Origin of the sequence: Mediannikoviicoccus vaginalis (assembly GCF_928097925.1) — a bacterium.
GTDB classification, from domain to species: Bacteria; Bacillota; Clostridia; order Tissierellales; family Peptoniphilaceae; genus Mediannikoviicoccus; species Mediannikoviicoccus vaginalis.
The window spans coordinates 508284-521735 of the sequence record NZ_CAKMRI010000001.1 but is presented as its reverse complement, the minus strand read 5'-3'; the positions used below and the strand labels follow the sequence as shown (position 1 = coordinate 521735).

Here is a 13452-nt window from a genome sequence, read left to right as displayed (position 1 = left end):
CTCACATTACTAAACTTGAAATAAGAGGAGTAACATAGGCTTCAACAACACCTGCAACTAATAATAGTGGAACTATCACAAGGAAAAACATCTTCGATAGGTTTAAGAAAAAAGTTTTTCCAGTTGTTGTTGGAACCTTATTCATCCTATCCATTAGGTATTTACAAACTGAAACGCCAAGGGCAAAGGAAAGTACTATGGCAGGTATTTCAAATATTCCATGGGGAACAACGCTTAATATAAAAGCAAGGTACCCAACCATTCCAAGTTTTGCAACTATCATTCCAAGGGCTGCACCAATAACAGCGCCATTAATAATGAGTGATACATATGGCAGGAACAAATATGGAATAAGTCCCAACAAAACCATTACTAAACAGGCAGTAATATTATTCCTTATAAGTCCTATGGCGGAAACTTTTCCATCCAGCACTATATTCTTTCCAACATTTTCCATAAATTTATCGATAACTTTCATTGCAACATCGGAATTTAATAAAAAGAAAAAGGAAGAAAGGAAAAATACTAATAGTAAAACTAAAAAACCTGTTTTATAATATTTTTTTACATGATAATTATAAAATTCTTTTAAATTCATATTAACCTCCTGCTTATATATACCTTTTTATCTTGAATTGTAAACAGAAGAGAAATGGGAAATAAAAAAAGTCCTGCAATTGCAGGACTTAAGTTTTATTCTAAATCTTCTTTTAAGATTTTACCCTTTTCGTTTTGAGTAAGCTTAGTAACCTTTTGAACAAATGGAATTCCGTCTTCCTTGTTACATTCGATCATGTGGAAAACTTGGTTTGTTTGTCCGTTTGCTTTAAAGTTTTTCTTTAAAATCTTCATGATTGAGTAAGGTGTTTCTGGTTCTTTTACAGTTACAATACCTTTACCTGTAGCAACAGCTTTTTGCATTAATTCTTCAAAGTCGATTCCTGGAATACTTGGAATTAAGAAGAAATCACATTCTTTTTCTAAGTCTTCTTCTTTCTTAACTTGAACAGCATTGAATTCTCCCTTAGCAATAGCCATGCATGATGCCATGAAAGGTCTAACACCTGCTGAACGGTGTCCGGAAATCATTAAAACTTCCTTGTTTTCAATGGCTTTTAACATGTATTCGCCTTCTTTTTCTGTACAGAATTCTTGATCTACGAATTTTTGCATCATTTTATTCATGTTTATACACTCCTTATATGTTCATACTAGTCGACTATACGCCGCATATATATATAATACTACAAATCGAAAGAAAATCAAAGTTTAGTCAAACTTTATTCAAAAATTTTATAGATAATAAAAGACAGCTTCTATTTCTTTTATGTTTTTTCCTTTTAAAATTAAAGTATTACTAGAAACTTGTGTGGCAATGGAAATATTTGAAGCCTTCAAACACTCGCTCGCCTTTTTATACTCCACTTTAAGTTCATATGGTTTTATAACAGGATCTATTTTTGAAATTTTTTTAGAAGCTTCCAATGTGGCTTCATAAATTTCTTTTTGAACTCTCTTTGGAGTCTTTGTCAAAATTGATTCACCAATGCCTTCGTAGGAGTAAACTGTTTTAATATCCCTATCTATTTTATTTACTTCATCACAAAGGCCCTTGTCTCCAGAAAGTAAAATTGTTTTTACTCCATGGTGTAGAGCAACACAACTGTTAAAAAGAAATTCAGAACAAAGTTCTCCATTTAGTTCTATCCTTTGGTATTTAGATCCATTAAATGAGTGGGCTAGTGGAGTTGTTCCAGTGCTAGCGGCATTGTGATATCCAATGAAGAAGATACCGTCAAAACTCTCATCAATGTCTTGAACCATTGAGTGGGGGTTGTGACTCCAACCTCTAATAATTTTACAATTTTCAGGAAACACATCTATATCGAGATTGTTTCCAAGATAGTGGGCATCCTTAATAACAATTTCACAGTCAGGATAGTTTTCGTTTAACGCCTTTACACATGCATTAACTTCATTTGTCATAATCTTTTTTTGCTCTTGATATTCGGTGGAGTTTCCCATTGTGTACTCCCAATTCAAACAGCCTGCAGTGCCTTCAATGTCTGCAGAAATATAAAATTTCATTATGCACCTCCAACTATATTGTAAATCTAAACTACATATCTATCAACGATTTGATTTTGAAACATTTAACTTATTAATAGTATTCGAAAAAATAATTGAACATGAAATTGATTTAAAAATACTTAATAGTAAAAAACATTGTTAAAAAAATCCTATTGATTAATACCAAGCAAAATGTTATAATACAATTTACGAATAATAAAGATATGGAGGAAAGAAAATGAGCAACAAACCCCGTGTATCTTTGGCAGTAGTAAAAAGATTACCAAAATATTATAGATATTTAGGTTTAATTTCTGATAGAGGAATAATAAGAGTTTCATCTCAAGAACTTAGTAAGATAACTGGACTTACAGCTTCTCAAATTAGACAGGACTTAAATCATTTTGGTGGCTTTGGACAGCAAGGATATGGATATAATGTTGAAGAACTTAAAAATGAAATTGAAAAGATTATAGGAATAGACAAGTCATACAATGCTATTGTACTTGGAATGGGTAATATAGGACAGGCCATATATAAATATCCTGGATTTAGTGAAAACTCAGGTTTCAATATAGTTGGACTTTTTGATGTGGATAAAAATTTAGTAGGCAAGACTATGCTTGGTAATAAAATTCAACATATTGACAAACTGGAAACTTTCTTAAAGGAACAAAAAGTTGACATTGCAGTTCTTTCTACTCCAACAGAAGTTGCCCAAGAACTATGTGACATATTGGTTGAAGGAAATGTTAAAGGTATATGGAACTTTGCATCTCTAGATTTAAAATTACCTAAGTCCGTTGTTTTAGAAAATGTTCATCTTGATGAAAGTCTATTCACATTGACATATTACTTAAACAATTTAGAAGACTACCCTGGTACTAAAAACTAAAAGTAGACAAAGTCTACTTTTTTTGTTGAGGTAAATTATGATATTACTTGATGCTAACAATATTACAAAATCATATGTTACCAAAGATGTTTTGACTGGAGCAAGCTTTAACATCCAAGATAATGACAAGATAGGCCTTGTTGGAAACAATGGATGTGGAAAGACTACTCTTTTAAAAATATTAATTGGTGAAATCTCAAGGGATGGCGGAGATATCTATCATAAAAAAGATTTATCCATAGGATATTTGGAACAGATGACCACTCTGGATCTTGAATGTTCAATCTATGATGAATGTCTAAGGGTTTTTGAAGAAACTATAAAACTTGAAGATGAAATTAGAAAAATGGAGAAAAAGATTTCAATCATGAAGGACTCAGACGCTCTTGATGACCTTTTATTAAAGTATCAGACCATGCAAGACTCTTTTAATGCCATGGATGGTTATGAATACCATTCCAGAATAAAGGGGATGCTCAAGGGATTTGGATTTAACGAAGATGAATTTGACAAAAGCATTAATCATCTGTCAGGAGGTCAAAAATCCAGAATTCAAATAGCAAAGCTCTTGCTTTCAAAACCAGACATACTATTCTTAGACGAACCTACAAACCACTTGGACTTAAATGCAATAAACTTTTTGCAAAACTTTTTAAGAGACTTTCAAGGTGCCGTTCTTGTAGTATCCCACGACAGATACTTCCTAGATAAAATTTGTAACAGAATTTTTCTTATGGAAGGTGGAAAAGTATTTTCTTATAACGGAAACTATTCAGAGTTTTTTGTTAAGAGGAAAAAAGATTTTGAAGTTATGATGGCAAGCTATGAGAATCAACAAAAGGAAATCAAAAGACAGGAAGAGATTATAGAAAGATTTGCAAACTATGGGTCAAGCAGATATATAAAGCAGTCTCAGTCCAGGAGAAAGCTTTTGGATAAAATGAAATTGGTTGAAAAACCGAAGGAGTTCGTTGGAGGTTTTTCATTAAAACTGACCCCTGCCATCGAAAGTGGAAGAGATGTACTTATGGTAGAAAATCTGTCCAAGTCATTTGGCAGTCATAAAATATTTGAAGACGTTGACTTTACTGTATTTAAAGGAGAAAAGGTCGGCATAATCGGACCAAATGGTGTGGGAAAGACTACACTATTTAAAATGATTATGGGATATGAATCTATAACATCAGGGCAGATTACTACGGGAAGTCAAGTTAAGACTGGATATTTTGATCAAGAGCAAAAGGATTTAGACTATGACAATACTGTTCTTGATGAAATTTGGAATGAGTACCCGAGGCTAACACACTATGAAGTGAGATCTTACTTAGCAAAGTTTTTATTTGTCGGAGATGATATCTTTAAACTTGTGGAAAATTTAAGCGGTGGAGAGCGTTCAAGACTAGAGTTATTGAAGTTGATGTTATCATCAAGCAACTTTTTATTAATGGACGAGCCAACAAACCATTTAGATATCGATTCAAAAGAGATATTGGAGTCCGCAATGAATGACTATGAGGGCACGGCACTAATAATATCCCACGACAGATACTTTTTAAATCAAGTTGTGGATAAGATAATCGTATTAAATGAAGATGGCACTAAAATCTATTTGGGAAATTATGACTATTATATTGAAAAGCTGGAAGAAGAGAAGGCTCCTAAAGAGGAGATGGTCGTAAATAAAACTCAGAGCATTAAAGACAGAAAAAAACAAAAGCAATTAGAAAATGAAATAAGAAAAATAAAGAAAAATATAAAAAAACTTGAATCTGACATTGCAGAGCTTGACGAAGAAATTTCAGAACTTCATAATCTTTTGACTAAAGAAGAAGTTTATAATGATTATGTAAAGTCACAAGAGATTGTGGATGATATAAAAGTAAAGGAAGAACTTAAAGAAGAACTTTTCTTAAAGTGGGCAGAACTTGTAGAATCAGTGGAATAAAAAACTCTTATCCAAGTGGGTAAGAGTTTTTTTATTTTAATGACTTTAGTCTGTTGAGTTCGCTTGCGAACGAAACAATAAACTACCCGCTATGCGGGTAGGCGTTCTTAGGTTATACCAAAAAAATCACCAAGTATTATAATAGAGTTGTTCAGACCTAATATAATAAGAGGTGATTTTGTGGCAAATAAAACTAATTCATTATCTCACACAAAATGGATGTGCAAGTATCACATAGTCTTCACCCCAAAGTATAGACGAAAAGTGATATTTAATCAATATAGAGAAAGTCTCATAGAAATATTTAAATTACTTTGCAAATACAAAGGAGTAGAAATAATAGAAGGGCATATGATGCCAGATCATGTACACATGTTAGTAAGTATTCCACCCAAAATATCAGTATCAAGTTTTATGGGTTATTTAAAAGGGAAAAGTGCATTGATGATGTTTGACAGACATGCGAATTTAAAATATAAATTTGGTAATCGTCATTTTTGGGCAGAAGGATATTATGTGAGCACAGTGGGATTGAATGAAAAAACAATAGCAAAATATATAAGAGAGCAAGAGCAACACGATATAGCACTTGATAAGTTGAGTGTAAAAGAATATACAGATCCATTTGGGAAATAGAAATTAAAAATCCCTTTCAGGGATAAGCTAAAGTGGCAAAAACAGTTAGGTTTGAACAGAGTGAAAACCAGCGCCTTGAGACGCTGGTTGGTATCACTCGGGCTTATAGCCCTTGAACAAACCACCCGTTTGACGGGTGGTCATGATTAGTTATTCTTTTCTTGATAATTTCTTCTAGCTTTTTCTAATGCATCTAGTGCAGCGTCAACATTGTACCATCCACCGATTTCAACCTCTTTATTTTCAAGTCTCTTATACTCTTTAAAGAAGTGTTCGAATTCTCTTTCTGTGTGGCTACTCAAATGTCCAAGGGAATATACTTCGTCATATCTTGGGTCATTAATAGGCACTGCAATAAGTTTTTCGTCATTGCCCTTATCATCGGCCATCTTAAACATCCCAATTATTCTTGACTCTATTAGACATCCAGGGAAAGTTGGATTTTTCATTAGCACTAAAATATCTAAAGGATCTCCATCTTCCGCTAGAGTTTCAGGAACAAAACCATAGTCTGCAGGATAGAACATTGGAGAAAAAAGACATCTATCTAGTTTGAAACATTTTTTTTCTTCATCGTATTCATATTTGTTGCTGCTTCCCCTAGGGATTTCAATTATAGCTTCTACTACATTTTTGTCAAAGTTATTCATTTTTTGCCTCCTAATTTTCCACTGGTTTACAACAGTAATTATATTATATATTTCGCTTTTATGCTATTATAAGAGATGGAGGAGATATGAAAATTTTAGAATATGGCAAAGAAAAGTTAATTGAAAAAAATTTAAATCTTCTTGTTTTAAAAGACGAAGAAATAGTTTTCGAATCTGATAAAATGGGCATAATACCTATGTATGAATTTTATAATTCCAATATTCACGAAGAAGTTTATGTAATTGACAAGTTTATTGGAATGGGAGCTTCTAGGCTTTTATTAAATTCAAAAGTAAAGGTAAAAGCTCTATTTACATTTGTTATTTCAAAAGATTCAAAGGAACTATTGGAAAATAATAATATTGAAGTTATATGTGAAAGGGTTGTGGACAAAATCCTAAATAAAGATAGGACAGATTATTGTCCCATTGAAAAAATGTCCATGTCAAATAAAAATTTTGATGATTTTTACAAGGAACTTGAAGGGTTTATTGGCAAGATGAAACAAAAGTAGGTGCAATATGAAACTGGATATGTTTAGATTTATCGACTCTGCCGTTGAATATGTAAACTTAAAGAGGGATTTTATAAATCAAGTGGCAGAGGAATGCGATAGATTTTTTACTGAAATACTTTGTGATAACGATTTTTTCTTGAATTTGAACTATAGAGTTAAGTCTGATAACAGCATTAAAGAAAAACTTCTTAGGATGTCTGACTTTAATGGCATGAGCCATCCTCGTGATGTGTTTAATACACTTAGTGATATTTTAGGACTTCGTATTGAATGTAGATTTATATCTGAAGAGGAGGAAATATTTTTAAAGTTAAAAGATATCTTCTCTGAAACGGAGGATGGAGTATATTATAGATCTCCACTAAATGAATACATCTACTTGAATTTCAAAGACCCTCAACCACAGTACCAAAAAAATGGATTCGAAATATATAAGATTGATGGCAAATACATTGATGGGGAAGAAGAACTATTCTTCGAGCTTCAAATTAAATCCATGGTAAATGTATTTTGGGGAGAAATTGACCATAGAATTTTATACAAGAACTTTAATTACATGATCACAGAGGATTTTATAAGAAATTTAATGTACTCTATAAAAAATAATTTAGAGATGGTTGATAGCCAGCTTAACACCATATATCAAAGATTAAAAGATATGGAAGAGTCCAATGAAGACAATACACTGGACCAATTAAAGTCATTTCTATCTAAGGCACTGCACGACACCTATGTGTTAAAAATGCAAAAGGAGACGGGAGTTTTAATTGACCTTAGGGCAATTTCAAATACCGTAATCGACTTTTTACTTATAGAAAAAGATAATAAAGAGAAGAGCGATTCGGTTAATAGCAAAGTGATAGATATTCTTCATCGTATCAATCAACTGAATAGAAAGAAGATGGTCTTTGGAGAAAATATTGAATTTGAACAAGTTAAGTATAGAAACAAGCTTAATAAAAAACTAGGTGAGTCATTAAAGAAATATGCAAATGTAGATTTTAGATGGAATATGATTTTGATGATAATATTCGACTTAGAGGGAAAGAAGAGTTCTCAAATCTATAATGAGTTTGTAAATTACTTGGTTCATTGTATAAGTTCAGTTGTAGACGAAGTGTTTGAAGATATAAACTTAAACAAGAGAAAGAAACAGGAATTAAAATATGAGATACTAAATGAAATTTTGAGCTTCTATTGTGAAAATTTAGATATAAAACACTTCACTAAGGAAGGACAAAGAAAGCTTTCCCTTGTATTAAATGAGTATATAGAAGGTCTTCCAGAAGATTTTGACTTAAAAGATTTTAATCCGGAAATAATTATAGGACTATTAGAGATGTCTCAAAGCAGAGGTGTGATGTAGTGAAAGTTGGAATTGATATCTGCGATGTCAAGAGAATTGAAGAAATTTCAAATGAAAAATTTATAAATAGAGTCCTAACTGATAGCGAAATATCTCAATACAATACAAAAAACAAAATGAAACCTGTGTATCTTGCGGGAAGGTTTGCGGCAAAAGAGGCTGTTTCAAAAGCTTTGGGCACTGGAATTGGGGAAATTAGTTTCAAAGATATAGAAATTTTAAATTATGATTCGGGAGAGCCTTATGTAAAACTTTTTGGAAATGGAAAGAAGTTATGGTTTGAAAAGTTCTATGATGAACCGGAAATTTCTATTTCCCATGAATCGGAATACGCAATTGCCGTAGTTACTGGAAAGCTAAAAGAAAAAAATTTTAATTTAACTCCACCATATGCCCTTAGAGATAGGGATGCTGGAGGACATAAGGGTAGCTTTGGAAAGGTTGGTATAATAGCAGGATCAAAGGGAATGGTTGGTTCAGTGTATCTTTCATCCATGGCGGCGCTTCGTGCTGGATCAGGCCTTGTATATACTGGAGTTTGTGAAGAAATTTATGAGTTAATGCAGATAAAGTGCATAGAAAATATAATTAAATTGATTGACTTAAAAAACGAAAATTCCTTAAATGACTTTTATAAAAGCTTAGATGCACTTGGCATTGGTCCTGGACTTTCCAATCTTATGACAGCGAAAGAGCTCGAATATATTTTAAAAACATTTTCTAAACCCATCGTAATAGACGCCGATGGACTAAATACAATTTCAAAGGACTTAAATATTTTAGATAAAAATAAAAACCTAATATTAACGCCACATGAAGGAGAGTTCTCAAGACTGTTAAATGTACCAATACCTCAAATAAGTTCCAATAGGGAAGTTTTTGCAAAAAAATTTGCAAAGGAACATTCTGTTATTTTGGTTTTAAAAGGTAGAAATACAATTGTCACAGATGGAAACGAAGTTTATATTAATAAAAGCGGCACAAGTGGACTTGCCACTGCAGGGTCAGGTGATGTACTTACGGGAATTATTACTTCACTGCTTGGACAGGGTTATGAAAAATTTCAAGCAGCTGTTCTTGGAGTTTATATTCATGGACTATGTGGCAATTTTTTAGAAACAAAATTAGGAACTGATGGTATAATAGCAAGTGACATATTAAATGAAATACCAAGGGTCATTAAAGCGCTAAGGGAGATTTAGATGGAAAAATATCAAAATTATTTAAAAATAGATTTAGATAGATTAGTTCACAACTTTAAAAGCCTGCAAGCAATTGCAAAGCCTTCAAAGGTTGCAGGAGTTGTAAAGGCAAATGCCTATGGTCTAGGTTCAATTACAATTGCAAGGGAAATTGAAAAAGAAGGGGCAGACTATCTTTGCGTTGCCAACATGGCTGAGGCAATGGAACTTAGAAAGTCAAGAATTTATTTGCCAATTTTAGTCCTTGGATATATAAAAGACGATATGTTTAGAGATGTAATTCAAAATAGAATCGATATAACTGCATACGACTACAACCAATGTTTTAAACTAAACGAAGAGGCTAAGGCTCTAAATGCAGTTGTGGATGTACATATTAAAATAGATACAGGAATGGGAAGACTTGGATTTTTAATAGACGAGACAAATATTGAGGAGTCCATTAGGGAAATTAAAAAGATTAATTCCCTTTCTAATGTAAGAATTAAAGGAATATATTCACATTTATCCGACGCAGATGGAGAAGATTTTTCTTATACACAGATGCAATACGAAAAATTTATGGAATTTATAATGTTCTTGGACCAAGAGGGCATAACAATTCCACTAAAACATATTTCAAATGACGCTGGGGCAATACTACATGGCTACTACCTAGATATGATAAGATGTGGTCTTGGACTATATGGCTACTATGGATCAAATGTGGTTAGGGAGTGCAATGCAGTTGATTTAAAACCTGCCGTTTCCTTTTATACTTCCGTAGCTTCTGTAAAGACCTTTCAACCAGGAGAACAGATTGGCTACAATAGAACATATACAACTGACAAAGTTACAAAGATAGCTGCAGTTTCCCTTGGATATGCAGATGGATACCCTACCGCCTTAAGCAATAAGGGATATATGATTATAAATGGTCAAAGGGCAGATGTAATTGGAAAAGTTTGCATGGACCAAACAATGTTAGATGTAACACACATAGAAGATGTAGCTATTGGGGATGAAGTTTTAGTTTTTGGAGAAAAGGAAGAAAGTATTATTCCTTTGGAAGAGGTGGCAGAACTAGCAAACACTATCACATATGATATCTTATGTAGAATATCTTTGAGAATTCCAAGAGCGTACTATAGAGATGGTAAATTAGTAAAGGTTATTGACTACTTAGAAAAAATCAAAATTGACTTATAGATTTGATTTTGTATATAATTAAATGAGCATGATAGACAAGAGGTTATTATATGAAAATTAAAAGAGGAGACATATTTTTCGCTGACCTCAGTCCTGTCGTCGGATCAGAGCAGGGTGGAATAAGGCCGGTAGTGGTCGTCCAAAATGACATAGGAAATAAATACAGTCCCACCATTATAATTGCTGTCATAACATCTCAATTACATAAAGCAAAGTTACCGACACATATAGGAATAGCAGCGGACAAATATGGATTACCAAAAAATTCAGTTGTACTTTTGGAGCAACTTAGGACAATTGACAAAAAAAGATTAAGAGAAAAGATAGGTTCATTCGATAATAAATTTATGAGCAAATTAGATGATGCATTAAAAATATCTGTAGGGCTTAGATAGTTTAGTGACATCAAGCTCTTTTTCTTTGTTCAAATTATTTAAAATTTAAATAAAAATCTAAATAAGCACAAAACAAATGTGAATGTAAAACTTTGAAAATAATTCGAAAAAAATTCATGATACATGGTATAATCATTTCATGAAGAAATTTTTTACGATGAAAAACATGAAGAAATTCATAATTGTAACCTTAGGTTCGGCTTTGGTATCGCTGGGGGTCTATTTATTTATAATGGACTACAATATTCCGATGGGGGGCGTAAGTGGATTTGCAATTGCTTTACAGTATGTATTTCCAAAGCTACAAGTAGGTTATTTGATGACGGGATTAAACGCAATACTCTTTATACTGTCATTTATTTTTTTGGGCAAAGAGTATGTTGGCTACACCATATATTCGGCAATGTTCATTTCTAATGGAATTACATTCTTAGAAAACTTTATGCCATTATCTGAACCGCTAACATCTAATGTGTTGCTAAGCATAATTATTGGAGTTGTTATTTCAGGTGGAGGTATGGCAATTGTTATATCTCAAAACTGTACTACAGGTGGTACAGATATCTTAGCGAGTATAATAAATAAATTTACTCATATGGATATTAGTAAGGCACTATTAATATGTGATGGACTAGTTGTACTATTTGGTTTTGTAGCAATAGGAGTTGAAGAAGGGCTTTATGGATCTCTGGGAGTAGTTCTAAACTCTATGTCAATAGACTACTTTATAACTGGATTCAATACTAGAATAAGCATGTATATAATTTCAACAAAAGCTGAAGAAATTAATAACTTTATTATTAAAAATGTTACAAGAGGTACTACAATTTACTTTGCTAAGGGTGGTTACTCAAAATCACCAAAAGAAATAATTCATACAGTTGTTACTAGAAGACAATATTTTCAAATAAAAAATAAAGTTATTCAAATTGACCCTAAGGCATTTGTTACAATGAATATGGTTAATGAAGTTGTTGGTGAAGGCTTTACTTACAAAGCCGAAACAAAATAGGGAGGAAAAATGAGTTCATATAATCTTTTTGATATTTTAGGTCCTATCATGATAGGACCTTCGAGCTCTCATACAGCGGGAGCTTGTAGAATTTCTAAAACTGCAAGAATAGTTGCAGGCGGTGGATTTAATAAAATTAATTTTATTTTACATGGTTCATTCGCTGAAACTTATATGGGCCATGGTACAGATAGAGCTCTTCTTGCAGGGTCGATGATGATGGATCCAGATGACGATAGAATAAGAGACTCTTTTGAAATTGCAAAGAAAGAGGGACTTGAATATCATTTTGAAAAGGCAGATCTTGGAGATGTTCATCCAAACACAGTGAAGATAGAAATGATTTACCCAGATGGAAAGGAAACCACTATAACAGGCTCTTCCATAGGTGGAGGAAATATTAGAATTATAGAGATGAATGGAATTCCTTTAGACTTTACAAGCAAGTATCCACTGCTTATTGTAAGATACATAGATAAAAAGGGAATCATAGCTTTCATATCTTCAAGCCTTGCTGAAAATGATTATAATATTGAAAGCCTTCAAACTACAAAAGAGGTTGATCAAGTTACACTTGTAGTTGAACTTGATAAGGATTTAGATGAAGAAACTATTGAGTTAATTAGACAAAATGAAAATATTATTTTTGTTAAACACTTAGAGAAAGGGTTCTAGAAATGATTTATTATGCTGATGAACTTTTAAAATATTGTGAAGAGAATAATACATATCTATGGGAGCTTGTTCTTGAAGATGAGCTTGAAGTATCAAATGATACAAAGGAGAGCATCTACGAAAAGCTTTCTGAAATGTTAGCAGTAATGGAAAAATCTGCAAACAAATACCTTAATGAAGATAGCAAAACAGGTTTTGGACTTATTGATGGCTATTCTAGAGTTGCAAATGAATATGCTAAAAAGGGAAATAGCATGCTTGGAGAAAAGAATGTAAGGACCATGGCTATGGCTTTTTCAACCCTTGAACTTAGCTCATCAATGGGAAAGATTGTTGCATCACCTACAGCAGGATCTTCAGGGATAATTCCTGCAGTAATTGCAAGGTATAGAATGGATGACCCAGAAGTTAGCGACGAAAAACTTATAGAGGCACTACTAACGGCGGTTGGAGTTGGTAAAATCATAGGAAGATTTGCAAACTTTTCAGGTGCAGAGGGAGGATGCCAAGCAGAATGTGGTTCAGCAGCTGCCATGGCTTCAGCGGCCCTTGTGTACTTAAAAGGTGGGGACTTAGAACAATCTTTAAACGCGGCGTCAATTGCAGTTGTAAATATATTGGGACTTGTTTGCGACCCAGTAGCAGGTCTTGTAGAGTATCCATGTACCTTTAGAAATGCGTCAGGGGCGATAAATGCAGTACTATCAGCAGATCTTGCCATGGCTGGAATTAAATCTCTAGTTCCATTTGAAGAGGTATGCCAAGCGTTAAATGACGTTGGAGAGTCAATGAGCTTTAGACTTAAAGAGACGGCCCTTGGAGGTATTGCTGCAACAAGAACTGGAGAAAGAATTAAAAGAGAATTTTACGAAAAACATAATCAATAATTAGGGAAGCTTT

Annotated in this window: 15 protein-coding genes; 11 read left to right on the top strand and 4 right to left on the bottom strand. The window is 32.9% G+C overall.

The features are described 5' to 3' along the window. Position 1: 1 nt before the first annotated feature. The 3 genes from L6651_RS02585 to L6651_RS02575 form a co-directional block, all read right to left on the bottom strand. Positions 2-598 (bottom strand): stage II sporulation protein M, encoded by a 597-nt coding sequence (locus tag L6651_RS02585; RefSeq protein WP_237036496.1) that lies wholly within the window; start codon positions 596-598, stop codon positions 2-4. A 95-nt stretch (positions 599-693) separates the two neighbouring features. Then, positions 694-1185 (bottom strand): hypothetical protein, encoded by a 492-nt coding sequence (locus tag L6651_RS02580; RefSeq protein ID WP_237036495.1) that lies wholly within the window; start codon positions 1183-1185, stop codon positions 694-696. Positions 1186-1293: 108 nt separating this feature from the next. Next, the gene (locus L6651_RS02575) at positions 1294-2088 is read right to left on the bottom strand and encodes a M55 family metallopeptidase (RefSeq protein ID WP_237036494.1); all 795 of its coding nucleotides are present in this window, start codon (positions 2086-2088) and stop codon (positions 1294-1296) included. Positions 2089-2308: 220 nt separating this feature from the next. Here L6651_RS02575 and L6651_RS02570 point away from each other — a divergent pair, with 220 nt between their 5' ends. The 3 genes from L6651_RS02570 (at position 2309) to tnpA (ending at position 5546) form a co-directional block, all read left to right on the top strand. Further along, the gene (locus L6651_RS02570; protein ID WP_237036493.1) at positions 2309-2965 is read left to right on the top strand and encodes a redox-sensing transcriptional repressor Rex; all 657 of its coding nucleotides are present in this window, start codon (positions 2309-2311) and stop codon (positions 2963-2965) included. Between the two features lie 37 nt (positions 2966-3002). Continuing rightward, positions 3003-4910, top strand: a complete 1908-nt coding sequence (locus L6651_RS02565) for an ABC-F family ATP-binding cassette domain-containing protein (RefSeq protein ID WP_237036492.1) — start codon at positions 3003-3005, stop codon at positions 4908-4910. Between the two features lie 180 nt (positions 4911-5090). Beyond that, positions 5091-5546 carry an IS200/IS605 family transposase gene (tnpA, locus tag L6651_RS02560; protein ID WP_237036064.1) on the top strand — a complete coding sequence of 152 codons (456 nt, stop codon included), beginning with the start codon at positions 5091-5093 and terminating at the stop codon, positions 5544-5546. A gap of 146 nt (positions 5547-5692) precedes the next feature. Here tnpA and L6651_RS02555 read toward each other — a convergent pair whose 3' ends face one another. Continuing rightward, positions 5693-6196, bottom strand: coding sequence for an inorganic diphosphatase (locus L6651_RS02555; RefSeq protein WP_237036491.1), 504 nt, complete (start codon positions 6194-6196; stop codon positions 5693-5695). 86 nt (positions 6197-6282) lie between these two features. Between L6651_RS02555 and L6651_RS02550 the strand changes: the two genes are divergently transcribed. The 8 genes from L6651_RS02550 to sdaAA all read left to right on the top strand — a co-directional run bounded on the left by L6651_RS02550 (position 6283) and on the right by sdaAA (position 13439). Further along, positions 6283-6711, top strand: coding sequence for a DUF1893 domain-containing protein (locus L6651_RS02550; RefSeq protein WP_237036490.1), 429 nt, complete (start codon positions 6283-6285; stop codon positions 6709-6711). Between the two features lie 7 nt (positions 6712-6718). Then, positions 6719-8080: a GTP pyrophosphokinase gene (locus L6651_RS02545; protein WP_237036489.1), complete on the top strand. Its 1362-nt coding sequence runs from the start codon at positions 6719-6721 to the stop codon at positions 8078-8080. Then, positions 8080-9282 (top strand): NAD(P)H-hydrate dehydratase, encoded by a 1203-nt coding sequence (locus L6651_RS02540; RefSeq protein WP_237036488.1) that lies wholly within the window; start codon positions 8080-8082, stop codon positions 9280-9282. The genes L6651_RS02545 and L6651_RS02540 overlap by 1 nt, the downstream gene beginning before the upstream one ends. Beyond that, a complete protein-coding gene (alr, locus tag L6651_RS02535) occupies positions 9283-10470 on the top strand; it encodes an alanine racemase (RefSeq protein ID WP_237036487.1) in 1188 nt (395 codons plus the stop codon). A 50-nt stretch (positions 10471-10520) separates the two neighbouring features. After that, a complete protein-coding gene (locus L6651_RS02530; RefSeq protein ID WP_237036486.1) occupies positions 10521-10865 on the top strand; it encodes a type II toxin-antitoxin system PemK/MazF family toxin in 345 nt (114 codons plus the stop codon). A gap of 139 nt (positions 10866-11004) precedes the next feature. Further along, on the top strand, positions 11005-11877 hold the full coding sequence (locus L6651_RS02525) for a YitT family protein (protein ID WP_331473690.1): 873 nt from the start codon (positions 11005-11007) through the stop codon (positions 11875-11877). A gap of 9 nt (positions 11878-11886) precedes the next feature. Further along, entirely contained in the window at positions 11887-12552 is a 666-nt protein-coding gene (gene sdaAB / locus L6651_RS02520; protein WP_237036484.1) for an L-serine ammonia-lyase, iron-sulfur-dependent subunit beta, read from the top strand. Positions 12553-12554: 2 nt separating this feature from the next. Then, the gene (gene sdaAA, locus L6651_RS02515; RefSeq protein WP_237036483.1) at positions 12555-13439 is read left to right on the top strand and encodes an L-serine ammonia-lyase, iron-sulfur-dependent, subunit alpha; all 885 of its coding nucleotides are present in this window, start codon (positions 12555-12557) and stop codon (positions 13437-13439) included. Positions 13440-13452 lie beyond the last annotated feature (13 nt).

Coding starts and splice junctions, on each gene's coding strand:
- L6651_RS02530 (WP_237036486.1), top strand. CDS start 10,521: ATGAAAATTAAAAGAGGAGACATATTTTTCGCTGACCTCAGTCCTGTC.
- L6651_RS02555 (WP_237036491.1), bottom strand. CDS start 6,196: ATGAATAACTTTGACAAAAATGTAGTAGAAGCTATAATTGAAATCCCT.
- sdaAA (WP_237036483.1), top strand. CDS start 12,555: ATGATTTATTATGCTGATGAACTTTTAAAATATTGTGAAGAGAATAAT.
- L6651_RS02575 (WP_237036494.1), bottom strand. CDS start 2,088: ATGAAATTTTATATTTCTGCAGACATTGAAGGCACTGCAGGCTGTTTG.
- sdaAB (WP_237036484.1), top strand. CDS start 11,887: ATGAGTTCATATAATCTTTTTGATATTTTAGGTCCTATCATGATAGGA.
- alr (WP_237036487.1), top strand. CDS start 9,283: ATGGAAAAATATCAAAATTATTTAAAAATAGATTTAGATAGATTAGTT.
- L6651_RS02570 (WP_237036493.1), top strand. CDS start 2,309: ATGAGCAACAAACCCCGTGTATCTTTGGCAGTAGTAAAAAGATTACCA.
- L6651_RS02525 (WP_331473690.1), top strand. CDS start 11,005: ATGAAGAAATTTTTTACGATGAAAAACATGAAGAAATTCATAATTGTA.
- L6651_RS02565 (WP_237036492.1), top strand. CDS start 3,003: ATGATATTACTTGATGCTAACAATATTACAAAATCATATGTTACCAAA.
- L6651_RS02580 (WP_237036495.1), bottom strand. CDS start 1,185: ATGAATAAAATGATGCAAAAATTCGTAGATCAAGAATTCTGTACAGAA.
- L6651_RS02585 (WP_237036496.1), bottom strand. CDS start 598: ATGAATTTAAAAGAATTTTATAATTATCATGTAAAAAAATATTATAAA.
- L6651_RS02545 (WP_237036489.1), top strand. CDS start 6,719: ATGAAACTGGATATGTTTAGATTTATCGACTCTGCCGTTGAATATGTA.
- L6651_RS02550 (WP_237036490.1), top strand. CDS start 6,283: ATGAAAATTTTAGAATATGGCAAAGAAAAGTTAATTGAAAAAAATTTA.